At 69.0% G+C, this 24039-nt stretch carries 20 protein-coding genes and 2 pseudogenes; 11 read left to right on the top strand and 11 right to left on the bottom strand.

Features of this window, described 5'->3' with window-relative positions; all coding sequences use genetic code 11:
- Nucleotides 1–140 precede the first annotated feature (140 nt).
- From ACFYXK_RS29665 to ACFYXK_RS29655, 3 genes are all read left to right on the top strand, one after another.
- A complete protein-coding gene (locus ACFYXK_RS29665; protein WP_389413911.1) occupies nucleotides 141–596 on the top strand; it encodes a hypothetical protein in 456 nt (151 codons plus the stop codon).
- Nucleotides 597–1144: 548 nt separating this feature from the next.
- On the top strand, nucleotides 1145–1597 hold the full coding sequence (locus ACFYXK_RS29660; RefSeq protein ID WP_389413910.1) for a hypothetical protein: 453 nt from the start codon (nucleotides 1145–1147) through the stop codon (nucleotides 1595–1597).
- A gap of 125 nt (nucleotides 1598–1722) precedes the next feature.
- A complete protein-coding gene (locus ACFYXK_RS29655; RefSeq protein ID WP_389413909.1) occupies nucleotides 1723–4302 on the top strand; it encodes a tetratricopeptide repeat protein in 2580 nt (859 codons plus the stop codon).
- Nucleotides 4303–4526: 224 nt separating this feature from the next.
- On the opposite strand, the gene ACFYXK_RS29650 is transcribed toward ACFYXK_RS29655, so the two are convergent.
- Nucleotides 4527–4802, bottom strand: coding sequence for a hypothetical protein (locus ACFYXK_RS29650; RefSeq protein WP_389413908.1), 276 nt, complete (start codon nucleotides 4800–4802; stop codon nucleotides 4527–4529).
- A 138-nt stretch (nucleotides 4803–4940) separates the two neighbouring features.
- Nucleotides 4941–5315, bottom strand: a complete 375-nt coding sequence (locus ACFYXK_RS29645; protein ID WP_389413907.1) for a hypothetical protein — start codon at nucleotides 5313–5315, stop codon at nucleotides 4941–4943.
- A gap of 85 nt (nucleotides 5316–5400) precedes the next feature.
- On the opposite strand from ACFYXK_RS29645, the gene ACFYXK_RS29640 reads away from it, so the two are divergent.
- Nucleotides 5401–5943, top strand: a complete 543-nt coding sequence (locus ACFYXK_RS29640) for a hypothetical protein (protein WP_389413906.1) — start codon at nucleotides 5401–5403, stop codon at nucleotides 5941–5943.
- A gap of 665 nt (nucleotides 5944–6608) precedes the next feature.
- Nucleotides 6609–7097, top strand: coding sequence for a hypothetical protein (locus tag ACFYXK_RS29635; protein ID WP_389413905.1), 489 nt, complete (start codon nucleotides 6609–6611; stop codon nucleotides 7095–7097).
- Between the two features lie 84 nt (nucleotides 7098–7181).
- Here ACFYXK_RS29635 and ACFYXK_RS29630 read toward each other — a convergent pair whose 3' ends face one another.
- From ACFYXK_RS29630 to ACFYXK_RS29620, 3 genes and pseudogenes are all read right to left on the bottom strand, one after another.
- Nucleotides 7182–7613 carry a hypothetical protein gene (locus tag ACFYXK_RS29630; protein WP_389413904.1) on the bottom strand — a complete coding sequence of 144 codons (432 nt, stop codon included), beginning with the start codon at nucleotides 7611–7613 and terminating at the stop codon, nucleotides 7182–7184.
- 305 nt (nucleotides 7614–7918) lie between these two features.
- A pseudogene (locus ACFYXK_RS29625) lies at nucleotides 7919–8475 on the bottom strand (transposase family protein); the annotation flags it as partial.
- Nucleotides 8476–8846: 371 nt separating this feature from the next.
- A complete protein-coding gene (locus ACFYXK_RS29620; RefSeq protein WP_389413903.1) occupies nucleotides 8847–9941 on the bottom strand; it encodes a lytic polysaccharide monooxygenase auxiliary activity family 9 protein in 1095 nt (364 codons plus the stop codon).
- 590 nt (nucleotides 9942–10531) lie between these two features.
- Here ACFYXK_RS29620 and ACFYXK_RS29615 point away from each other — a divergent pair.
- The 3 genes from ACFYXK_RS29615 to ACFYXK_RS29605 all read left to right on the top strand — a co-directional run bounded on the left by ACFYXK_RS29615 (nucleotide 10532) and on the right by ACFYXK_RS29605 (nucleotide 12134).
- On the top strand, nucleotides 10532–10723 hold the full coding sequence (locus tag ACFYXK_RS29615; RefSeq protein ID WP_389413902.1) for a hypothetical protein: 192 nt from the start codon (nucleotides 10532–10534) through the stop codon (nucleotides 10721–10723).
- Between the two features lie 258 nt (nucleotides 10724–10981).
- Complete coding sequence (locus ACFYXK_RS29610) at nucleotides 10982–11191, top strand: DUF397 domain-containing protein (protein WP_389413901.1); 210 nt, start codon at nucleotides 10982–10984, stop codon at nucleotides 11189–11191.
- Nucleotides 11192–11444: 253 nt separating this feature from the next.
- Complete coding sequence (locus tag ACFYXK_RS29605) at nucleotides 11445–12134, top strand: response regulator (protein WP_389413900.1); 690 nt, start codon at nucleotides 11445–11447, stop codon at nucleotides 12132–12134.
- A gap of 207 nt (nucleotides 12135–12341) precedes the next feature.
- On the opposite strand, the gene ACFYXK_RS29600 is transcribed toward ACFYXK_RS29605, so the two are convergent.
- A complete protein-coding gene (locus tag ACFYXK_RS29600) occupies nucleotides 12342–12491 on the bottom strand; it encodes a hypothetical protein (RefSeq protein WP_389413899.1) in 150 nt (49 codons plus the stop codon).
- Nucleotides 12492–12839: 348 nt separating this feature from the next.
- Here ACFYXK_RS29600 and istB point away from each other — a divergent pair, with 348 nt between their 5' ends.
- Nucleotides 12840–13607: an IS21-like element helper ATPase IstB gene (gene istB / locus ACFYXK_RS29595; RefSeq protein WP_389413898.1), complete on the top strand. Its 768-nt coding sequence runs from the start codon at nucleotides 12840–12842 to the stop codon at nucleotides 13605–13607.
- A gap of 24 nt (nucleotides 13608–13631) precedes the next feature.
- Here istB and ACFYXK_RS29590 read toward each other — a convergent pair whose 3' ends face one another.
- The 5 genes and pseudogenes from ACFYXK_RS29590 to ACFYXK_RS29570 all read right to left on the bottom strand — a co-directional run bounded on the left by ACFYXK_RS29590 (nucleotide 13632) and on the right by ACFYXK_RS29570 (nucleotide 22113).
- On the bottom strand, nucleotides 13632–14099 hold the full coding sequence (locus ACFYXK_RS29590) for a hypothetical protein (protein ID WP_389413897.1): 468 nt from the start codon (nucleotides 14097–14099) through the stop codon (nucleotides 13632–13634).
- Between the two features lie 186 nt (nucleotides 14100–14285).
- Nucleotides 14286–14819, bottom strand: coding sequence for a GNAT family N-acetyltransferase (locus ACFYXK_RS29585; protein ID WP_389413896.1), 534 nt, complete (start codon nucleotides 14817–14819; stop codon nucleotides 14286–14288).
- A gap of 23 nt (nucleotides 14820–14842) precedes the next feature.
- Nucleotides 14843–15293 (bottom strand): annotated as a pseudogene (locus ACFYXK_RS29580) (hypothetical protein); the annotation flags it as partial.
- A 67-nt stretch (nucleotides 15294–15360) separates the two neighbouring features.
- Entirely contained in the window at nucleotides 15361–15768 is a 408-nt protein-coding gene (locus ACFYXK_RS29575; protein ID WP_389413895.1) for a hypothetical protein, read from the bottom strand.
- Nucleotides 15769–15888: 120 nt separating this feature from the next.
- A complete protein-coding gene (locus ACFYXK_RS29570) occupies nucleotides 15889–22113 on the bottom strand; it encodes an RHS repeat-associated core domain-containing protein (protein ID WP_389413980.1) in 6225 nt (2074 codons plus the stop codon).
- Between the two features lie 314 nt (nucleotides 22114–22427).
- Between ACFYXK_RS29570 and ACFYXK_RS29565 the strand changes: the two genes are divergently transcribed.
- Entirely contained in the window at nucleotides 22428–22628 is a 201-nt protein-coding gene (locus ACFYXK_RS29565; protein WP_389413894.1) for a hypothetical protein, read from the top strand.
- 330 nt (nucleotides 22629–22958) lie between these two features.
- Complete coding sequence (locus ACFYXK_RS29560) at nucleotides 22959–23807, top strand: glycoside hydrolase domain-containing protein (RefSeq protein WP_389413893.1); 849 nt, start codon at nucleotides 22959–22961, stop codon at nucleotides 23805–23807.
- The last annotated feature ends 232 nt before the right edge of the window (nucleotides 23808–24039 follow it).

Raw genomic sequence — 24039 nt, 5'->3', positions numbered from 1 at the left:
CCGGAGAGTTTGACCCCCCGATGGAAGGAGTTCAGGGCGCGATCTTCTCGCCTTCTTGTGTGATGTGAAATATCACATCACACAAGGCGGGTTGATGGCCCGTCACGCACCGACGAATACACCAAGGAGAGCACGTCCCCATGAACCGCTTAGCCCTTCTCGCGGTCGGCGTTGCCGGCCTGACCGTTCTGGCCGCCGGCCCGGCCGCCGCGACCCCCGAGGCCGCCGCCGACCAGACCGTGACCACCTGCGGGAACTCGGGTCTTCAGGCAGGCCTGCTCACCCGGCTGTGCGCGGAAGTCACCGGTAACGCGGTGCAGTTCTATGGCAGGGTCAGCCTCGCCGGGCCGCCCTCTCCCGGCAGCCCGACGCCGGCCACAAAGGAGCTGTCCACCACGCTGTCCGCCGAGGTCGTGGGCGCCGGCGCCCCGCCCCTCACGCACAACAAGCCTGTCGTCTTCACCACCACGACGCTCGAGGTGCGCGGCCCGGCGAGCACCGTCCCCTGTGGCAGCACGCTCCGCGGCACGTTCGGCGTGGCCTCCTTCCCCTGGACACCCCAGCCGGTCGTGCACGAGGTCACCCTCACCTGCTGACGCCCCGCCACCCGGCGACGCCCAAGCGGGTCGCCGAAGCGGCCTCCACCCGCGCTGCCGCCACGCAACCGGCCCCCCAGGCCCGCTCCGCACGGCAACCTGCCCCGCCCGGCTCTCACCTGGGCTGCCACCTCTCACCGGAGGACAGCCCTCACCGCGAACGGCCTGCCGACGGGGGCGCACCCCGCTCCCACGACACACATTACGAAGGCCGGCCTGGCGCCGCTGCGGGCGAGCCGCGCAGGTGAGCACAATGCCAGTCTGTAAACCCGGCCCGCACCTCTCCATGCGCACAGGTGGTTTCGCACGTGACCCACGTGCACCGAGGGCATGTTCAAGGCGCCCGGCCACAGCAGTGATTCCTCTCCCCCACGGCACCGCTGTGGCCGCCACCCCCCATGCGGGCCTCAGGCGCCGTCCCGTCGGGGCGGCGCCCCGGCCCTGCACCCGGTGGGCGCAGGGGCAGACGCGTGGTTGTCGGGCATTTTCGCGCGATCGCTGCCTGCGTGCCGGGGCGGCGGTACGGTCGCAGGAGCAGAGACGCGAGCGTGGAGGTGGTGGGGATGCTGGAGGCGGCGTTGGCGGCAGTGGCCGTGGCGGGCGGGACAGCGGTGGTCCAAGCGGCGGGTACTGACGCGTGGAACGGGCTGCGGTCCCGGGTGGCCCGGCTGCTGGGCCGTGGGGATCCGGCGCTGGAACAGGCGGAGCTGGAACGCCTGGACCAGACGGCCACCGCCTTGCGGGAGCTGGAGCCGGCCGAGGTGGGCCGGGTACGGATCCGTCAGGAGGCTTCCTGGCAGACCCGCTTCGAGGTGTTGTTGGAGAGCGTGAGCGATACGCAGGAACGCGCACGGCTCGCCGAGGGACTGCGGGCCTTGATCGACGAACAGTCCGCGCACACAGGTGGCGGGGGTGGCGTCTCGGGCACCTTCAACGGCCCCACCGCAATCCAGACGGGGGACAACAACCGGATGGACAACCACTTCGGGGCCGGGTCCTGAACGGGCCGGCCGCCGACCCCGAACACACCCGTGGAAGCGGCGGAAGTACGTTCAACGGACCCACCGCCGGGCAGTACGGCCACCACAGCACGCAGAACAACTACTTCCCCAACACGCGCCCCTTGGTGTCCTGGCCGCACCAGGTCGGCGTGATCCCGCGGCGTGCCGACTGTTTCCAGCACCGCCGCGCGGTGGACCAAGTCGGCGCGGCCCTGGCTGACGGGAACACCGCGGTCCTCGTCGGCCAGGTGCTGGCCGGTGCGGGCGGAGTCGGCAAGACTCAGCTCGCCGCCGACTACGCCCGCCGTGCCTGGCACTCGGGCACCGCGGACCTCCTGATCTGGATCACCGCCAGCACCCGGACGGCGATCATGTCCGGGTACGCGCAAGCCGCTGCAGAGATTCTGCCCGTGCCTCCGGAGAACCCCGAGGACGCCGCGAGGGCGTTCCTCGCGTGGCTCGAACCCCGAGCCACGGCGACGCCACGGCGCTGGCTGATCGTCCTGGACGACGTGTCCTCCCCCGCCGACCTCTCCGGCCTGTGGCCGCCGACCAGCCCGCACGGCGCCACGGTGGTCACCACCCGCCGCCGCGACGCCGCCCTCAGCGGCCCCGGCCGACGCCAGGTACCGGTAGGCATGTTCACCCCCGGCGAGGCCACCTCATACCTGCGGGCGGCCCTGGCCGAGCGCGGCCGCCACGAACCCGACCAGCAACTCGCGTACCTGGCCACCGACCTCGGCCACCTCCCCCTGGCCCTGTCCCAGGCAGCCGCCTACCTCATCGACGCCGAACTGGACTGCGCCACCTACCGCCGGCACCTGGCCGACCACACCCGCCGCCTGGCCGACCTGCTCCCCGATACCGACGCCCTGCCCGACGACCAGACCACCAGCACGGCCGCGGCCTGGTCGCTGTCCATCGGCCGCGCCAGCAAACTCCAGCCGGCCGGCCTGGCTCGACCCATGCTCGAAGTCGCCGCGATGCTCGACCCCAACGGCATCCCCGCCGCCGTCCTGACCAGCCCACCCGTGCTGGCCTACCTCGCCGAACACCGCACCCACCCCTCACCAGGACACGACCCGGCCGCGCCCATCACAGCGGAGCAGGCGTACGACACCCTGCGTGTGCTCCACCGCCTGAGCCTGATCAACCACACCCCCGGAACCCCTCAGCAAGCCGTCCACGTGCACCAGCTGATCCAGCGTGCCGTTCGCGAACCCCTGCCCACCGACCGGTACGACCGGCTCGCGCGTACCGTCGCCGACGCCCTGACCGCCACCTGGCCCGACGTGGAGCGGGACACCGGCCTCGCCCGGGCCCTGCGCGCCAACACCGATGCCCTCACCCGCCACGCGCCAGAGGCCCTCTACCAGCCCGAGGCCCACGCCGTGCTCTACCGCACTGGTGCAAGCCTTGGCGAGGCCGGCCAGGTCACCGCCGCCACCGCATACTTCCGCCACCTTGCCGACACCGCGCACACGCGCCTCGGCCCGGACCACCCCAACACCCTCACCGCCAGGTATAACCTCGCCTACTGGCGGCGGCGGGCGGGAAATGCGGACGGCACCGCCGACTGCGAGCAGTTGCTGGAGGACACGCTGCGGGTGCTGGGCCCGGACCACCCCAACACCCTGGCCGCCCGCAGCAACCTCGCCCATTGGCAGGGGCAGGCGGGAGACGCGGCAGCAGCAGCCGCCTCGCTCGCCGAGTTGCTGGAGGACAGACTGCGGGTGCTGGGCCCGGACGACCCCTACACCCTCACCGCTCGGCACAACCTTGCCTACTGGCGGGGGCGGGCGGGGGATGCGGACGGTGCCGCCGACTTCGAGCAGTTACTGGCAGACATGCTGCGGGTGCTGGGCGCAAACCATCCCGACACCCTCACCGCTCGGAGCAGCCTCGCCCGGTGGCGGGGGGAGGCGGGGGATGCAGATGGCGCTGCGGCCGATTTCGAGCAGTTGCTGCCCGACAGGCTGCGGGTGTCGGGCGCGGACCACCCCGACACCCTCACCACCCGACACGACCTTGCCCACTGGCGGGGGCGGGCGGGGGACGCAGATGGCGCTGTGGCCGGCTTCGAGCAGTTGCTGCCCGACAAGCTGCGGGTGCTGGGCCCGGACCACCCCGACACCCTCACCACCCGACACGACCTTGCCTACTGGCGGGGGCGGGCGGGGGACGCAGATGGCGCTGTGGCCGGCTTCGAGCAGTTGCTGCCCGACAGGCTGCGGGTGCTAGGCCCGGACCATCCCGACACCCTCACCACCCGACACAGCCTTGGCCGGTGGCGGGGGGAGGCAGGGGAAGCGGATGGTGTCGTCGCCTCGCTCGCCGCGTTGTTGCCCGACAGGGTTCGGGTGTTGGGCGCGGACCACCCCGACACCCTCACCACCCGACACGACCTTGCCCACTGGCGGGGGTGGGCGGGGGATGCAGATGGCGCTGTGGCCGATTTCGAGCAGTTGCTGCCCGACAGGCTGCGGCTGCTGGGCCCGGACCACCCCGACACCCTCACCACCCGACACGACCTTGCCCACTGGCTGGGGCGGGCGGGGGATCCGGCTGGCGCCGCCGTCGCGCTCGCCGAACTGCTGGCCGACCGAATGCGGGTGCTGGGCCCGGACCACCCCCACACCCTCGCCACCCGACACAACCTCGCCCACTGGCGGGGGGAGACAGGCGGCCGAGGCAGTGTTCGGTAACGATCTCTCGGTCGCGTAGCACTCGCGAGCCTGGCCCCGGCGGCGGATGGCCTTGGCGCCCTCCGCTTTCGCCCGGGCGCGGAGCGGTCAGGGCGCCCGCCATCCCAGGCCGACGGTCCGTCAGCCGGAACTGCGTGACTGGGCTCGTGAGCATCATGCGTTCCGGACGTTCAAGTCCGCGACAGATGTGATGCGGGCGAGTGCGTCGGCACGGCGGTCAGGAACTACCCGAGCCAGACGATGTCCAGTACGGGCAGGTGCCGCCGCGGCCGGTTGGCGAAGTAGACGACGGACAGCTGACCGGCGGACGTGATCCGGACGTCTTCGTCTCCGGGGTCGCCGGGGTCCCACTGGCGGAAGCCCCACGGGTCGGCCGCGGCGGCGTCGGGCAGGTCCCAGACCGTTTCTTCGGCGTGCTCGGGGAGTTCGGCGAGAACCTTCGCGGCCGGGCCGAGAGGCGGACCGCGTACGGGGGCAGGCTCACCGGCGCCGCCGGCCACGGAGCTCGGCCATGTCCACGAACCCGACCTCGTCGAAGTCGGAGGCCGCGGGGGTGTCGGTCCGCCCGCCGGGTCCGGAGGATGGAGAGAGGACGCTGCTACGGCTGTCACCGCCACGATGGGCTTGATCACCACCAACTATGCGCCCGGGCGAACGCCGCCGTCTGCGAAGGCGGCGACCAGCAGCAACAGAGCCACCGGGATGAACACGAACATCCCGATGGCAGCGCCGATCACGGCCCAGGCCAGCAGACCCACCCCAACCACGAGGCAGGCACCGGAAAACACCTTCGGCCAGTCTCGCACCACAAGCGGGAGGGCAGCCGCAGCCGCACTGAGAAAGAGGAAATGCGCCAGGAAGGGCGCGACCACGAGCCCGAAGACCCCCAGGATCCCTGCCACCACAACCCCTGCCACGGCCCACCTCAGTTGCCGAGCCGGCACCCCCTGGCATTCCGTCACCACAACCCCCCCCTTGAACATGTTCAACTGAACGCGTTCAAGATACACCACACCTGCGTGCGCTCCTGGCCGGAAGGGGCGCAAAGTGGAAAGCCGAGGCTTGACGAATACCGGGCGTGCTCCCAAGAAGGCGCCCGTGCGTGCCAAAGGCCGGAAGATGCTGCGCCGGAAGTCATTCGTCTTCCTGTCGCTTCTGTTCACCACGCTACTTGGAGAGATCGCGCTGGGGGCCTGGGTGAGCATGGCCGAAGGCGGGCCTGACACGGACGCACTCACGGTCATGGCTGTGATGCTAGGCGGGATCGCGTTCATCCGGCGGATCACCGGATCCCGCATAGTGCTCAGCGAGAAGGTGCTATCTGTGGTGAATCCCGTGTTCACCCATGACATTCCCTACCGATACGTGGCCAAGGCGGCAGCTGACAACGGCGGGAGCCTGATCATCACCACGTCGCAAGCTGTCGAGATCGGGGCGTTCGGGTTCGCCGGATCGATCGTGGACCACTTCGCTGGTTCCACCGATCGGGCCATCGTCCAGATCAAGGCCAGGCTTGCGGAACGGCGGGACCCGAGAGGGAACTCCCGTACGGTCCGGCGCTACACCTGGGCGTGGGTAGCCGACGGCTGCACTGTGGGGATGCTCGTCTGTATTGCTCTCGCCGGCACCATCGGCGGCTGACTCGATCTGACCAAGCGAGGCCAGCCCCCTACGCGTTTGCAGATGACCGTGTACAGGGACACGTCGACGGCCCCGTTCGTGTTCCAACGCGTCGTCGCACACAAAGAGACGACCGGGACCCAGGCGCGACCACAGCCTGTGTGCAACGGGGGTCTCGCCATCACCCCCGCCTCATCGCCACGCAGAGAGTCGTCTAACAGCGGTGGAGAGCTCCCGCCGGGACTGGTCCTGGATGGTGAGCTGCTGGTATGGGATCCGGAAGCGGGCCAGCTGTCGTTCGAGACGTTGCAGCGCCGAGCTGCCGCCCGCGCTCGTAGCGTGCCCACGCTCGCGATCCGCATCCCTGCTTCATGGCCCTTGACGTCCTCCGGCTCGACGGAGCCGAGTGAGTTGGCAGGCCTGAGCATGGAAGTCGGCGGCGGGGTAGTGGTCCGGACCCGGCTGCTGTGTGTGATCCTCTGTTGCTGCCCCGGTCGCGGGGGAGCACAAAAAGGGGGGGACCGCTCATGCGAAACGTACTTCGCGCCGCCTTCGGGGCAGCGATATTGCTGGTCACGGCCTCTACGGGCTGCTCAGGCGGGGAAGGGACCGCTGCGAAGCCGTCGGCCACTCAAGCCTCTGCCTCGACCGCTGCGCCGACTCCCTCGCCTCCGGATCTCACCGCGGTGATCAACCGGACCCGTACCACCCTGATGGCATCGGGGGCAGTGGGCCCCGACGCCCCCGGCTCCCAGGGCCTGATGCTGGCCGAGGCTTGGCCAACCGGCGCCGCCTACGCCTGGGAGACGACCGACCGGCGCCTGTGCTGGGCGTCGGTCGGCGAAACTGGCTTCTCCGAGCGGGCCTGCGCCACCAATCCCATGGCCATCGGAAACTCGCGCGGGGTGGACCCGCTCGCAACCCTCTTCACCGATGGCTGGGTTCGCCTCTTCGCCACCGACCACCAGCAGGTGACCTCTGCGACGTGCAGCGGCGAACCCCTGGAAGTCCACCGGGTCGGTACCGTCGCGGACGGTGCCCGCACCCTGTATGCGGTGTGGTTCCCGGACTACACGAAGGGCAGCATCACGTTGCTCTTGAGCCACGACGGCACGACATCCAAGGCTCCGCTCCAGCTCAGCGACGCCGGCGACCGCACCTGTGCCCCTTCCTAGGACTTGTCCAGCCAGTCCTGCCCGGAGCCAGGCGAAACCGGTCCGGCCCCGAGCAGGCATGTGTCCGGCTCCTTCTTCGCCGGGTCACCAGCACAACCGCGGGTCTTGTACGTGCTCCGGCGAGTGCCGGTCCTCTCCCCTGCCCAGACCGGTCCGAATCAGGAAGCCGGGATCCACGTCCCACGGGGAGGAAGCGCAGTGCACCCGCTGGGTGCCGGGGATCCCCACCTCCACGAGGACTCCGTCCCGGAACATCCACAGACCGAACAGGTCATCGTCCTCGTCGTGCAGCATGACCTGGACGCAGGCAGGCTCGTTCCAGGGCAGGGACTCCAGGTCCTTGAGCACCCCGAGGCGCCGGTTCCACCGCTCGAATTCGATGTGCCAGCCCCCGACGAACATGGGAATCTGCACGAAGCAGCCCTGCCAGGTGCGGGCCTCGTCCGGCCGCGTCAGCGGCTCCATCACCTCATCCTCGTACCGGGCCAACACGATGACCTGCGCCATTCTGCTCATGCCCACATGTCACACCGCGCCGGGCACCGAGGGCAAACGGTTTGGGACCCGGAGCCGTCGGGGCTCCTTCGTCACCGCACGACAGCAGGGCCCTGTCTCGATCGCTTCCCATCGCCGCAAACAGCTCGTCCCATGCCGCGTCGGACAGTTGCCGCGGCGCCGGGCAGGAGGACTTCTGGCGCAGTCGGCCGCGGCGGGCCGGGGTCCGAGGAGCGTCCGGTACACGGTGCCGGTTCAGCATGGCCTCGCACCGTGACTCCGGCACGGGGTTGAGGACCGGACCCGCCCCGAGGTGCGCGTGGAACGGGGCTGCATCGGGATCTGCGGAAGATCCGCCAGGACTTCAGACGGGCGATACCGCGCTCGACGGGTGCCCGCGCCGCGGCCAGGGCCCGGCTGCGGGTCTTCTCGGTGGGGGTCAGTTCCTGCCGCGGTCTGCGTTCGATGCCGGTGGTCAGCCAGAGGCCGCCGCCCTGGTAGGCGAGATCGGCCACGATGTGAACGCCTTGGCGCTCGCAGATGCGGATGATCCGGTGGGTGCGGGCGGCGGTCAGGTCATGGGTGCGGCCCGGCAGGGCGGGCGAGAGCCAGAGCAGCCGGCCTCCGGGGTCGGTGACGATCTGCACATTCACGCCGCGGGGCCCGGTGTTTGTGGGAGCAGCCGGCCCGGCCGTCGCCGACACGGTCACACTCGGCGAGTGTCCCGACGAGCAGGACGAAGTCGGAATCATGCTCGCAGCAGGCCCGGTGCACGTGCGGCGAGCAGGTCGACGACCGCGCTGGTGTAGGCGTGGGCGGTGGACTCGCTGATCCCGAAACCGGCGGCGATCTCCGCCAGCGTGGTGTGTCCACGCAGGTACACCGGCACAGCGAGCCGAGCAGCCAGCCCCTGCACGGCAAGCCCACACACACGACAGCAAACTTTCAGCGGGAAACGACACCCGCCTTCAGCAGAAGAACGACACCCCACAACCCACCCACCAGGCAAAACCCACCCTGAAAGCCCTGCCGCCAACCACTGCAACTCACACGTCGCCCATCACGCCCCGCTCAGCCAACCTGCACAACCGCAGGTCCGAAGCCTGACGACTGCTCAGTTTCACTGACCGGCGACATCGAAGCCCTGGCCGGGCTCGGGGTGGAGTGGGCCGGCTCCTGACCGCCTGCTCCGGCCCCCGGCCGACGAGGTGGTCGTCGGCCGGGGGCGGTCGATCGGGCGGCGCAGAGACTCGGCTACCGCAGGATCACGTCGCAGGTGGACAGGAAGAATTCGCCCGTCTTACCGCCGTTCTCGCCGTTCGGGGTGTCCGGCCCCCCGTGACCGCCCCAGATACCCACGATCGCCGCCCGCCCGGTCCGGCGCGGGAGGGAGGCGAACTCCCAGCTGGCGGACTCCTCTTCCCTCGGCGCACCGTGCACCTCGACCAGGAACGGGATCGGATCCAGGTCCTGCCAGCTCAAGCCGTGGGAAGGAACCCAGTCGTCACGGGTGATGAACCAGCGGTGGGACCAGCTCTCGCCCTGGTGATACGCCATGTAGTCGTAGGTGAAGGTCTGGGTGGAGGCCGAGGTGTCCAGCTCCGTCAGGGGCCAGTCCCCGAGCGTGTCGCCCGGTTCCAGGTCCAGGCCGCGGAAAGCCGGGTTGCCCGCGGACGCCAGGGTGCCCTCCTCGAAGAACTTGCGGTACTCGAGGTACTTCTGGGCGTTGTTCCACGGATAGTCGGCGAGCATCCTGGCAGCCCCCGGCACCACTTCGTGCCAGTCGGTGCTCGTGTTGACACGGCGCGCCTCGGCACAGATCCGTGAGGGGTCCTGGTCCCGGATCGCGGCGCCGGCCCGGCTGCGCGGATGATTGGCCGTGCCGTGCCGCGGATCCGCCATCGAGGTCCCGGAGGACTTGGGGGCCCTGCGGCGAGGCTGGCGCACCGCCCACTTACGGGAGCCTGCCTGCTCCGAACCGATGGTGACCACGTTGGTGAAGGGCGTGAACTGACCGTCCACCTTGGCGCGGATCTTCACACGGAACTGCTCTTCCGGCTCCTCGTCACCCAGATCCACCCAGTGGGAGTTGGACTGGATCCAGTTCCAGGCAGACCAGTGCAAGAAGACCGTCTGCCGCAGCTCGTCGTTGAGCCACACCTCGTACAGGTGCGGATAGGACGCGTTGCCCTCCTCCCAGTCCGCCGGCGGGGGCCAGGCCCCCTGATCAGGGGCGTTCTCCCCGATCTGCCATCGCAGGCTGATCCCGTACATCGTGTACTTGCCGTCATCGCGATAGCGGATGTCAGCACGCAGATCAGACGGAGCAGCCAGCTTCGAATTGCCCACTGCGTCCCCTCTCCTAGATCAAAACCATCCCTCAGGCCATCACCACGGAGCACCACGCACGCCACCGACAGTTACGACCCATGACAGAAAGTCACTGTAGATCATCGAACCCACCCGGACAGACACAGCCACCCCAAACCAGACATCCAGCCCCAGTGATGGGAGCCCGGCCTACACGCCGCCCGTCCCGATCCACCCCCGATCACACCAACCCCCGCCACAGGTGGATAAGGACTCACAAGACTGAGACGGCGTCACCCCAGGCGCGATGAACGCCCAGATCAGCCATCCCACACCGATCTCTCACGCTCAAAACAGTGACCCCACGCCCCGAAACAGCCCCCGACCAGCACCAACACACCATGACCCGCCGCCTCTCACACCACTGCCCCCAGACCGAGAGATCGCAATTGGGGCGACCGGTGGGGACCGGATGCGGCGAGCAGGCAGGCCGCGCCGCCCAAAGCCCTCGCCGAACGCGGCCGCGCCGCCGCGCGGATCATCACCACCGGGGCGATCCTGCGCGCCTCTCTCCACCGCACCATCAGCCACCGGCCGAACGCACAAGCCGTGTCCGCGACACTGGGCACATGAGCGAACGCCGCCCCCTGGGCACCGGCCCCGGCCCCACAACACCCTCCATGCCGCCCGCGGCTGCGCGCCGGGCCCGCCTCGCCGCCGAGCCTGCCGAGGACACCGGCACTGCGCCCGGGGTGCCCGCGATGACCCGTTCCCCGGGCCGGCGCCCCCTGGGACCCGGGGCGGATATCGCCTGTCACTGACCGGCCATCACCATCCGGTCACTCCTGCCTGCTTGGGGCGGCCCGGTGGTACTGCTGCCCCCAGAGCGCTCTGGGTACGGGCCTCACCCGAGCACGCCATATCGGCACGGGCTGCCCCCGACCCCTGGCCGCCAAGGCCGGCACCCGGTCCCCGGGCGCCCGGCAGGACGCCCGGAGTGGGCAAAGGAAGCTGGCCGGTAGGCGCCGTACGGGCCGGGTAGAGATGAGGCGCAGCCTTCCCCCGAAAAGGAGAACAGCATGGCGAAGGACGACCTGTACGCGCTGGACCTCTCCCAGAAATCCTCATTCAGCACCGGCGACGGAGCCTGCGTCGAGGTAACACACCTGCCCGGCGGAGCCGTCGCAATACGCGACTCCAAAAACCCCGACCGCGAAGCACTGCGCTTCAGCGCCGCGGAATGGACCGCCTTCCGCCGCGGCATCACCGCCGGCGAACTACAGGGCTAGACACCCGATGTGGCGGTGATCCGGCGCTCACCTGCCTGCCGCCGGATCAGCGCCCGGCAAGGCGAAAGGAACCGCCTCCGCAAGAAGCAGCGGAACGTCGTCAGGCCAGCAGTCGTGGCGACAACCGGTCCGGCGCGTCTTCGTCCGCCCACAGCGCGGAAACGCAGGAACGGTGATAGAAGCATTCGCGTCGCCTCGTCGCACCCCACTCAGCCGCCACCCGGCCATCCCCGCCGCAACGAAGGAGCCACCGGTGCCGATCAGAGTTCTGATCGTTGATGACCAAAGCCTCATCCGCTCAGGGCTGCGTTCCGTCCTCGCCGATTCCGAGGGGATCGTCGTTGTCGGCGAGGCGGCCGACGGGGCGGAAGCCATCAGCGCCGCGCGCGGCCACCAGCCGGACGTGGTCCTCTTGGACCTGCACATGCCACACATCAGCGGTGTCGAGGCCACACCGCAGTTGCTGCGGCTGGAGAAGCCGCCCCGTGTCCTGGTGCTGACCACGTTCACCACGGACGACCTGGTGATCCAGGCGCTGAACGCCGGGGCCTCGGGTTTCCTGCTCAAAGACCTCAGCGGCGCCGAGCTGACCGCCGCCGTCCGAACGGCGGCGGCGGGAGGCACCGTGACGTCACCCGAGATCATGACCAAGCTGGTCAGCCAGGCACAGTCACGCACCACCGCCGGGTCCGACGGCATGCAGGAGAAAATCGCAAGCCTGACGGAGAGCGAGCGGGAGGTGCTGGCGCTCATCGGCGCCGGCCACACCAACCAGCAGATCGCCGAGACCCTCCATCTCTCCCTCGCCAGTGTCAAGACGTACGCGTCCCGCATGCTGAACCGCCTCGGGCTGGACAACCGGACACAAGCCGCGGTCCTCGCCTACCAAGCTGGCATGGTCACCAGCCCCGGTACCGGCGTCAGCAGCGACCGACTGGCATAACCGAGGAACCCCGGCGAGGCCGAGCCCCCTGCCCCGCCCCGTCGGCCTCCGGGCCCGCCCGCATTGCGCCCCGTCTCTCAGCGGCTGAACCGCTTGTGCGCGGACCGCTTCGAGGTGCCCAGGGCCCCGCGATCCCCTCCCACGGGTAACCGGTACGGGCGCTGTGTACGGCCTCGGCCTGCCAGGCGTCGGGCGCTGCTGTTCCTGTCAGGCGATCTGCCGGACGAGCACGCGGCGGTCGATGTACGGATCGCCGGAGGCGAGGACCAGGCTCTGGAGCTTGGCCGGCTCCAACGCCTCCACCTCCCACTGCACCGGCCTGGGGTCGAAGCCGTAGCGGCGGGCGGGGCCGGCCACACCGTTGCGGGGTGCAGGACCGGTAGCCAACTCTGGTGGCGGCCGCCGCGGAGCAGCTTTCCGCCAGCCTGGTCTTGACCGGCGAACTCGTCGCCTCCGACACCTGAGTTGTCGGCCGTAGAACACGCACGCAGGGGGTTAGTGGGGATGATTTATCCAACGATCAGGGTCCACCGCGCGAATTGCCCAGCAGGAAAATCCTTCAGGCTGAGGTAATTGCCGTTCGGATCCATCTCACCCGTTGCGGCCATGGCCTTCGCGTCACTGTCGTTACGGTAGAAGAAAAGTCGCTTGTGATCGACGGTCACAACATGCGCCCATCGGCCAAATTGCCCCTGAGGAAAGGTCTTGAGAGGGATATATTCACCGCTGGCATTCACCCTCCCTGAGGCCGCCGCAATCGGCGCGTTCTGGGAGGAGCTTCCCGAGCAGGCGCGGGACGAAAACTGGTCCCACGAGGAGTATCTGGCAGCCCTGCTGCAGCGGCAGGTCGCCGACCGGGAGTCCAAAGGCACCGTGATGCGGATCCGCACCGCCCACTTCCCGCAGGTCAAGACGCTGGAGGACTTCAACCTCGACCACCTGCCGTTGCTGCGGCGCGACGTCCTTGCGCACCTGGCGACCGGCACGTTCGTCGCGAAGGCGGAGAACGTGATCCTGCTCGGCCCGCCCGGGATCAACAAGACCCACCTGGCGATCGGGCTCGGGGTGAAGGCCGCCCACGCCGGCTATTCGGTGCTGTTCGACACCGCCAGCAACTGGATCGCCCGGCTCCAGGCGGCTCACCAGGCCGGGCGTCTGGACGCCGAGTTGAAGAAGATCCGCCGCTACAAGTTGATCATCATCGACGAGGTGGGCTACATCCCCTTCGACCAGGACGCCGCGAACCTGTTCTTCCAGCTCATCGCCTCCCGCTACGAACAGGGCTCGGTTATGGTCACCTCGAACCTGCCCTTCGGGCGATGGGGAGAGACCTTCTCCGACGACGTCGCGGCCGCCGCGATGATCGACCGCCTGGTCCACCACGCCGAGGTCCTCACCCTCACCGGCGACTCCTACCGGACCCGCCAGCGGCGCGAACTCCTCGCGAAGGAAAACCGCGCCAGCCGCGACTGAGCCGCCCCGGACAGCCGGTCCGGTTCAGATCGACCACCAGCAATACAGGTGCATGTCGGCTGACCGGGCACGCTGGGCGAGGCCCGCCAGGGCCTCAAGGACATCGAGCGCGTTGGAGGCGTCGACCTTGCTCTGCTGCAGTTCGGCGGTCATCGACCACGCCTCGGCGACGCGTTCCAGGTCGGCCCCCGTCGCCCCGGCGAGGGCCTCGGCCAGGGTGTCCGACACGCTGATGATGAGGCGGCCTTCGTCCTCTGGAGAGGACAGCAGCTGCCCGGCCCGCGGGCGTCGGCTGGCCTCCTCATAGGTGCAGTCCGTGAGGATCGCTTCGAGCTGGGCAATGGCGACGACCGGGTCGATGTTCTTGAGGAAGACCACGTCGAGCGCAGCGTCGGCCGGCCCTCCGGCCCGCCCGGCCACCGCCAACGCTGCTTGGTCGTCAGCAGCAGAGAAGTAATCGCACAACGTCATGGCGACGAGTCTCGCATCCATGGCCGACAGCTCGGCTCGTCCAGAGCAAGGTCAGCAGACCCGAGTCGCCGACAACAAAGGGGTCAATTTTCGGAGACCCACACGGGGTCAATATTCAGAGACCGTTGACACCGCCGACGAGAAGGGGGACACCTGTCGCCAAGCGGCACTGCACGGATCCGTCCGCAAGGTCAAACGTCGGGTGTGTCAGAGCCGTCTCGTGGTGAACAAGGTGGTCCCGTGTACCGCGTCCACTTCCTTCCGATCGGTCTCGGTGAACCCGACCTTGGCCAGCACTCTGCGAGAAGCAGTGTTCCAGTCCCAGACGGTGGCCCACAGACGTTCGTACCCAGACGATCGCGCCCATTCCAGAACCGCCAACGAGGCCTCGGTCGCGTATCCCTGACGCCAAATTCGGCGTAGCAGCTCGAATGCCAGTTCCGGTTCCCCTACCGACCCTCGCCCGCTGTCGACCAGCCCGCAATAGCCGATGACGTCACGAGACGCCTTCCGCTCGACCGCCAGCAACCCGGTCGACCACACCTTGTTGGTGCGGATCGAATCCTCGAGCTCCGCGACCGTGGGGTGTCCGTCCACGTCGATTCGGCGGTGCGGCGGCACTCGTGGATCACGTTCGGTCCACAGTTCACGCTGGACGACAGCCTCGTCTACCCGCCAAGGTCTGAGCAGCAGCCGACTCGTCTCGAGTAGAACCTCGCTGCCCGGCGCGCCAATAGTCATGACAGCAACCATCTCACGGGCGTTGGGCGACGTCCGAACACATCGTGGGCCCGGGCCGCCTCCGTCCCGCGGGCCAGACCCGCGCGCTCGCACGCGGTCAGGTCACGGCGCACCGCGCGCAGGAACGTCGACAACGACGGCACCGGATTCAGCAAAGGCACCGCCTTGATCGGCGCACCTCCCCGGACCGCGATTACCGGCTCACCGGCCGCCGTCTGGGCGCGGGCCACCAGCTGCCGGTGAACTGCGGACGCGTCGCCACGCCAGTAGGCGAGGAGTACCCGTACCTCAGCCGTCACCTCGAACCGGTCCTCCGGTCGCTGCCCTGGACGGGCCGCCAAGCGGGGCTCGGCCTCCGCCTGCGCGAGCCACCGCCACACCGTCCGCTCCGACACCCCCCAAACACTCCCCCGCAAGACGCACATGCCCCCGCGCAAGCCGTTCCTGGGCCCGCAGCCGCAACAAGCGGCTCATCACTCCGCCGGGGGCCCTCCGGCTCCTCGTTCGGCGGGGCCTTTTCCGGCTCCTCCACCGCCAGTGCTCAGAGGTGCCAGACGATGAGCACGAGTACGAAGAAGAGCGTCGTGTACAGCGGCACCGACCAGGGGCGATACGCGGCTCGGGACCAGCGGGCGAAGAGGTGGGCGTTGATCAGCCCCGCGGTGAGGCAATAGAGGATGAAGACGGGTTCGAACAACCAGGCCGGGGAGTCGAAGTAGAAGCTGTAGCCGAGCAGCGCCCAGTCGGCGTTGGTGACCACGAAGAAGAGGTGGACGACCAGAAACCAGGGCATCGTCAGGATCACCGCGAACAAGCGCGGCAGCCGCCATTCCTCGCCCAGGCCGATGCCACCGGCCACCGCCCATAGCGCACACACCGCGAGTACGGCCATGTACACGCGGGAGAACGGCTCTCGCCAGGCCAATACTGCCGTTTCAATGATCTTCATGGATGACGTCCAGCCTTGAGGGTTCGGCAATTGCAGAGAGCCGGGGGTGGGGCGCGGTGAGTGCGCACCACCCCCGGCAGCGTTCCGAGTTTCAGGCCCCCGGATTGCTTCTGTAAGGGGTTACCAGAGGTATCGGTTCAGGTTGGTGGCCAACCTGCGCCAGGTAGCTGCCGCACCAAATTTGTACATCCAGCCCGGGATGTAGTCCGCCGTCGTGTCGCCACTGGTGTGGCCGTGGACGTTGAGGTAGAGGTAGCCCCACCTTCCGCCGGTCCACCACTTGGTGATCCAGAACTCGACGTAGGAGTTCCGGCCGTAGACGATACTGCCGGGGGCGGCCCACAACAGCAGGTAGGTGGAGCCGATGTAACCCACGCGCACGTTGAAGTTGATGTCGATGCCGACGTGGTCCCGGAGCGGCATGAACTGCCCGTAGTAGGAGACGCGGTTTGCGCGGCCGGCCAGCGGGAAGATCTTGCCGAAGTAGTTCATCCAGTAACTGAAGACACCCTGCGGGGTCGCGTTCCCGGTACCGATGAAGTACGTGACGGTGTAGTCCAGCAGGCCGGTGGTGTCCCAGCAGTTGACCGGGTCGCCCGAGCAGTACGCGTAGGCGTTGGCGCCGCCCTTGGGGTCCGCGTCACGGCTCAGGAAGCGGCCGATGGTCGGGTCGTACAGGCGCACGCCCATCAGGGTGAGGCCGCCGACGTTCTCGCTGGAGCGCTGCTTGCCGCCCAGCCAGTCGTAGCGCGTGTCCACCTGTCCCGCACGCGGGTTGCCGTACTCGTCGGTGCTGAGTGCCACCGGCGGCTGGGCCGTGTCCAGCGGGAGTTGGAGGGCCACGTCACCGTGGATGTTGGTCAGCTGCAGCACCGTGCCGCCCGTGGCGGTGGTGGTCGCGGCGAACTCGCCGGGGGCCGAGCTCACCATGCGGGTGATGGTGCCCGTCCCGTCTTCCACGATCCAGCTCGGGCTGTCGCCGTCCGCGGCGTAGTGGTTGACCTTGGACGAGGTCTGCGCCCAGGAACCGGACGCGTTGCTCTCCGCCGTGAACGAGCGGAAGCGCATGGAGGCGTCGAGCTCCCAGGTCTGGCGCTGGTTGCCCGTGGTCTGCTGGCGCACGAGGTCGTTGGTGTAGTAGCCGATCGTGGTGCCGGGCTTGGCCGTGGTCCGGCCCCAGGCGTCGTAGGTGTAGCCGCTGTCGGTCAGACGGTCGGCACTGTCGTAGGTGTGGGTGACGGAGGTGCCGCCCGAGGTCGGGCAGGCCGCACCGGGGGCGCCGGTTGCGGTGGTCTGTCCGGTGCGGTTGCTCCGGCTGTCGAAGGAGTACGTGCGGGTGGTGCAGCCGTCCACGGCGTCGTCCTTGACGGACGTCAGGCGGCCGATGCCGTCGTAGCCGTAGTCCTGCGAGGTCAGCCCGGAGTGCTCCAGGACCTGGCCGTGGATGGACCGGGTCACGCTGTCGGACAGGACGGCCACGCCGTCGCCGGTGCGGGTGTACTCGCGCAGGAGGACACCGCCCGCCGGGTCGCGGCGCTGGGCGAGCGAGTAGCCGCCGGGCAGGGTCTCGGAGACGACGGCGCCGTCGGCGTCGTACGCGACGTTGAACGTGCCCGCGACCGAGTCGGTGGTCTGGGTGGCCACGCCGCGCGGCTCGGCCGCGTGGTCGTAGGCGTACGTCACCGTCGAGAGGATGGAGTCGGTCTCCTTGACCGGCCGGTTGAGGAGGTCGTACTGGGTCGCGGTGACCCCGCCGTCGGCGTCGGTGTAGGAGACGACACGGCCGAGCTTGTCGTGGGCGGTTGTGATCGTGCCGGCCGTGGGCGAGGTGGTCTTGACCTCGCGTCCGGTGGTCGGGTCGTACTCGGTCTTGGTCTCCGGCACGGCCGTGCCGAGTCCGCCGGTGACCTTCACGCCGGTCTGTCGGCTCGCGGCGTCGAACGTCTTCTCGGTGACCCGGGTCTGTCCGCCGATGGTCTCGGTGGACTTCGTCGGGTTGCCGAAGAAGTCGTACTCGGCGGCGACGGAGGGCCGCTCGCTGGGGTTGGAGCCGCCGCCTGTGATCGCGCCGGCGGGACGGGTGATGCAGGGACGGTCGGCCCATTCGGGCCGGCCCTTGCACTCGCCGGTACCGGTCGCCGACCAGTACGTGGTGATCTGGGTGGTGGCGGCCTGGCCACCACCGCCGGGCAGGGTCTCGCTGGTCGCGCGGCCCTGGTCGTCGTACTCGGTGGTCTCGGTGAGCGCGACACCGCCCGGGTCCTCGACCGTCTTGGTCTTCAGGCCCTTCACCCAGTCGTAGGTGTGCTCTGTGATCCGCGGCTCCGCCATCAGTGACGGGTGGGCCAGGAGCTGGGCGCCGATCGAGACGCGGGTGATCTGGTTCTCGACTGTGGCGGAGCCGTCCGTGGGACGGCCCTCGTCGTAGGTGTTCTTCGTCCAGTTCCGCGCCACGACGGACTCGCCGGCTGCCACGAGGGTGCTACCGCCGGAGGTCAGCGGCTGGGCGAGGGTGACCCGGCGCAGCGGGGCGAGGGCCTCCAGGCCCCGCGTACCCGTGCTGTCGTAGACCGTGCGGGCCGAGAGCAGTTCGGCGCGCTCCGCGGACGGCAGGTTCTGCACGCCGAGGTCGGCGAGCATGGCCTGGTCGGACGTGCTGATGCCGAGGGCGAGTTCCCGGTTGGCGGCGGACAGGCTGTGGACCGTGTTGCCGTACCTGTCGTACTCCTTGGTGGTGATGTGCCCGCCGGGCGCCGCGGCGTTCACCTCGCGCCCGGAGGCGTCCGTGTACATGAGCGCCGCACGCGTGTAGTTCGACGCGGAGAGCTGCGCGCCGTCATTCGAGGCCGGAACGCTGTCCGCCGGGAAGACGGCGGTGGCGTCCGTAACCAGCTGCTGCTGGCCCCAGGCCTTCACGTCGTTGGAGCCCATCTGGTACGGGGCCTTCGAGCCGGTCAGCGGCACGTCGTAGACGATGCTCTGGGCCGCCGTCCCCTCTTCCACGTCGGTCGTGCCCTGCTTCAGGCCGGGACGCGACATCTTGAGCAGCATGCCCTCACCGGCGGCGGCACTGTTGCCCGCCTTGCCGTAGGTGAAGGTGTAGGGCAGCTCCGACTGCGAGCGCAGCGAGGTGACGCGGCCCGCGGAGTCGTAGTCGTACTCGGCCATGGTGGACTGCGCCAGGTTGGGGTTCCACTGCTGGCGGAGCCGACCGGAGCTGTCGTAGCGGTACGTGGACACCGGCTTGGAGGTGGCCGCGGAGGCGCCCGGCTCGGTGGCCCACAGCCTGATTTCCTTGACCTGGTCCGCGAAGTCGCCGAACGCGAAGGTCGTGGCCGTCGTGCTGGTGGCGTAGGTGAACTCGATCACCCGGCAGCCCTTGGTGGCCGGAGTCGTGGCGCAGGTCGTCAGCGGGACCGCGGAGGTCGTCCCGACGAGCAGCTTGGGGCGCGACAGCTTCTTGCCGCCGATGGTCACCGTCTCGGCGACCACCTTGGTCTCGCTGCCGGACTGGCCGTCCAGCTCGGAGGTCACGGCAGGCCAGGTAGCCTGCGCCGGGTCCTGCTTGACGAACTCCGTGATGTGGCCGCCGTTGTCCTTCAGGGTGAAGGAGCCGGTGAACGCACCGGTGAGGGTGAGCTCCTCCGAACCGGGCTCGGGCTTCCAGCCGCCACCCGCGACGGAGGTGAAACCGATCTCCAGGCCGCCGAGGGTGACCAGCGCGAGCGAGGTCGCGGAGGTCTTGCGGACGTGCAGCCAGGCGCTGTTGCCGTCGAGCGCGGTGCCGGACAGCCACTCCTTGCCGAAGATCGGCGCCGTCTCGGCGGCCGCCTGCAGACGGCCCCGGGACGCGGCGGTGCGGGAGACCGTCAGGCCGTAGGCGCTGGCATCGGTGGCCGACACGACGTAGTCGCCGGTCAGCATGTTCAGCACGCCCGGACCCACGTTCTGGGACGGGGCGGTGCCCGCGTTCCGGTCCACGGTCAGCGTCCGTGCGGGCGAGTTCGCCGTCTGGGCTCCGACGTTGAAGACCGCGCGCACCGAGACGGGTCCGTCTTCGGCCAGCGTGTCGGTGATGTTCCACGTCAGCGCCTCGGGGCGGCCCTGCGGCGAGGCCAGCGGCCAGGAGGCCACGGCGGAGCCGTCGGCGGCCTTGCGGACATCGGCGACGGGCACGTTCTGCCACGCGTCGGTGTCGCTGCGCCGGTACTGGTAGGTGACCCCGGTGTAGGTGGCCAGGCCCTCCGCGGTGAGCACGCTGCGGCGTGCCGCGCGGTCGCCCTCCGACGGGGAGGTCAGGGCGGCGCCCGTACCGGCGGCGAAGGGGTAGGAGGTCTCGGCCGAGAGGTTGCCGGCCTTGTCCCGCGTCCGTACGCGCACGGTGTGCTGGCCGGCGCCAAAGCTCAGCTGCTCGGTGACGGCGGCCGTCGCGGAGAGGGTGCTCCAGGGCGCGCCGTCCAGCGAATACTGGATGTCGCGGACGTCGGAGACGGGCGGTGTGAAGGTGAACCCGCCGGAGAGCTTGCCGTCCGCGTCCGGGGTGCCGGACCAGGCGTCACGCGGGAACGCCGTCGAGGCGATGCTGGTCGTGGCCGGGGCGGTGGTGTCGACGGTGAAGGTCTTCCACGCGGACCAGCCGGTGTTGTAGTGGGTGCCGTCGTAGGGGTTGGTGCGGAACTTGTACGTCTTGCCGTTCGTCAGAACACCTGCGGGGACGGTCACGGAGGCGACCTGGCCGGAGGGGACGTAGGGGGAGACGATGACGTTGCCGACCTGGGTGTCGGTGGCCGTGTCGAAGATCTGGAAGGTGCCGTTGACCTTGTCTCCGTTCGTGTCGACGAAGGTGTCGCGCAGGGTGGGCGTCACGGTGTTCACCGTGTAGGCACCGCCGTACGAGAAGAACGGCGGGCCGGCCTCCTGATTGGTGCCGGTCTTGGGCCGGTAGTTGTAGGTGACCGTGAGCTTGGGGACGTTGGCAGCGGCGTTGGCGGAGTTGACCCGCTTCCACTGCTTGATGTTGTTCTCGTCCGTCGCCCGCAGGCCCATGCTGGAGAACGCCCACTTGTTGTTCGCCCACTGCTGGACCAGGCTGGTGACGTCCGCGTTGATCCAGCCGTCGGGCTGCGAGGCACAGCCCGGGTTGCCCTTGGTCTCGGTGGAAGTGGCCATCTTGGTGACCATCGCCGGCTGGTTGGTCCAGCGGGAGGCGGTGGTGGGGCCGTTGGCGGTCCACACCTCCCAGGGCTGGGCGGTGCAGTCCGTGTTGCCCGAGTGGAAGTCCCACAGCGACAACTTGGCGTCCGAGACGAGCGCGTCGGCGATCGGCGCGGTGTTCCAGGTGACGAACGAACGGGCGGTGCGCCAGCTGCCGTCACCGTTCTTCGTGCCCGGGTTGCCGAAGTCGAGCTCGGTGTCGTTCGACCAGTCGACGGTCTCGCCTTGCTGGACGTAGGTGTCGAAGAGGTTGCCGAGCGAGGACGTCGACGGGTCGACGGTCACCGGGTACTTCGTCGCCGGGTCCGCGAGGAGGGCCGCGTCGGGCGTGATGACGAGGTCGACGCCCTCCTTGGTCTTGACGACCTTCATGCCGGCCTTGGCGCGGCGGGTGTGCTCACCGGAGGCCGGGTCGACGGTCGCGTCCCACATGACCGGGGCCGGCATCGTCGCCGTCTTCTTGGACTTCTTGTCGGTGAACAGCACACTGCCGTCCGCCTGCTGCTCGACCTTCAGACCCTTGGTCTTCAGCGGAAGCGTGTAGCCGAAGCCCGCCTCGGGCCTGGTCTTGACCTCCACGAACTGCTCAAAGCCGGTACGCGTGGCCTCTACGACCACGTTCGCACCCGGCACCGCGTCCGGGTAGGTCGCCCGGGTGCCGTCCAGCACCGGGGCCGGCAGCCCGCCACGCCACTGCAGGGTGATCGCATCGTCGCCAGTGCCCAGCGTCACCAAATCGGTGCCTGCGGTCGACTGAGCGGCACGCAGCGACTGGGCCTTGGTTCCCGCCTTGCCGCTCAGCCGCAGCCCCTGCGGGTGAGCCTTCGCCACGACCGAACCGTCGGCCGCAGCGGTGAGACTGACGTCCACGTCGCGCCACTGGCCGGTGGCGTCCTTGAATCGGATCGGGCCGGCCGCTACCTCTGAGGTCAGCGAACCGTCCTTGTTGGCCCACGTCGTCGACGTCTCCGTCCGCTCCGACAGGGCTTCGACCCGCTTGCCCGACAGACGGGCGGCCACGCGGGCGGAGGGTATGTCGGCAGCAGCGGCCGCGGTCGTGGGCCTGGCCGTCTGAGCGGGCTGCGTGACGGCGAGCGCGGGTTCGGCCCCTGGGAGCGCCGAGATCGACATCGCCAAGGCCAGACCAGTGGCGATGGCACCGAGCCGACCCGGTCTGCCCGTCCATGACCGGGCACGCCACTGCAGCATGCCCGAAGTACTACGAAGATTCACTGTCCCCCCAGCAAGAGTTCTCAAGCGCCTGGCTGAAAAAAAATGCGGCGCAGGGCGAAACGTAGCCGGAGGCTCCGGTTTCTATACCGGAACAGATATGGACATGCCACCCCCTAACAACGATCAAGAGTTACCTAAAGGTGAGCTGAGTGATCAGATTTTTCGTATTTTCGGCTTTGGAGTGGCCGAGAACAAGCCACTTGCATACCGAGGTGAAGGGGCTGTTTGCGCGGATATGCGTTCCCGGCGACAGCAGGGGCCACACCGCCGACGCGGCGGCTGAATCGCCGCACCGGGCGATGTCCAGCGAGGTCCCCGGCCTACGGGAAGCCGCCATCTCGGCCAACGCCGAGGCCCTGACGATCGAGGGCCGGTCGTACGTGGGTGCCTCTGCGGCCGTTGCGGACACGTAACCCGCAACGGTGCGGACGGCCTCGCCCTTGAGCAGAACACCGTCGTGCAGGCGATGACTCTTCGGTCGACCGCGTCGACGACGTCTCGGAGGACCGCTACGCCGAGCGGTCCTCCGAGACCGCAGCCCGGCAGCGGGGCGCCGCCCAGACTGGGCACGCCGTGGCACGAGAGTCGAGCGGCAAACCCGTGAATCGACCCGGCCTCTCTGTCCGCCTCTTGTGGCGCTACGATCGCCTGGCCGCAAGGACCCCACTCGCTTCCTCAAGTAGGCGTAGACCTGCACGGCACGGCCTGTGGCACAGACGATTCGAAGCACAAGGGGAGCATCCATGTCCGAGCACCGCCGATCACGGCGCGCCCGCATCCTGATTTGGATGGCCGCAGGGCTGACACTTGCCGCGACGACGGCAGTCAGCGCCAACGCCTTGACCTTCCACGGTGCTGTGGTCGGGCGCGGCCTCCCGACTCCTTCCCTCTACGCAGGGCGTGTGTTCGACACCTGCACCGCACCCTCCCTCACTGCGATGAAGGCATGGCGCTCCGACCAGTTCTACGGCGGCGCGGCCGTCTACATCGGAGGGAAGAACCGAGGCTGCGCCCAGCCGCAACTGACCGCTTCCTGGGTGAAGTCAGTGGACGCGGCCGGCTGGAAGCTCGTGCCGCTCTACGTCGGCGCCCAGCCACCATGCCAGACCGGCAGCAATCCGGAACGGTTCACCACAGCCGATGCCGCCGCCGTCGGCACCGCGAACGGCAATGACGCCGTCGCCAAGGCCTCGGCCCTGGGCATGAAGCCAGGCAGCGCCCTCTACCTGGACATGGAACCCTTCAACCTCTCCGACGCCCCCTGCCTCGACGCCGTCCTCACCTATGTCCGCGCCTGGGACAAAGCTGTCCGCACACAGCGCTACTGGCCAGGCATGTACGGGTTCACCAGCAGCAGCGCCGCCGCAGTGGCGAACGCCTCGGACCGCCGAGACCTCCCCGCCATCCTCTGGTACGCCCTGTGGGACAAGAACGAGACAACCACCGACGACTGGCGCTGGGACCCGAACCTGTACACCGGCCACCGCCGCGCCCACCAGTACGCAGCCAACAGCACCGAAACCCGCGGCGGCGTCACCCTCACCGTCGACCGCAACACCTGGGACGCCCCGGTCGCAATCATCGCTAAATAACAACCTCAAGAAGCGCTCTGAGCCGGCGGGGCAAGCACGACGACTTCTGACGATTTAGGCTCCGGAAATCCCTCGAATACCGGCCGGGCTGTGTCGCTACCCGGCTCAAGCCTCCCAGCCACACCCACCCGTGCCTTAGTGAGCGTTTGATTCTCGGTTGTCTGTTTCATTTGGGGTCAGGTGTCGCGCCAGTTGGGGGTGTTCTGGTGGGTGAGGCGTCGGGTCATGAGGT

This window comes from Streptomyces sp. NPDC002209 (assembly GCF_042890265.1).
In the GTDB taxonomy this organism is placed as follows: domain Bacteria; phylum Actinomycetota; class Actinomycetes; order Streptomycetales; family Streptomycetaceae; genus Streptomyces.
The sequence above is the reverse complement of the archived record's forward strand: the minus strand, read 5'-3'. Positions and strand labels throughout refer to the sequence as shown.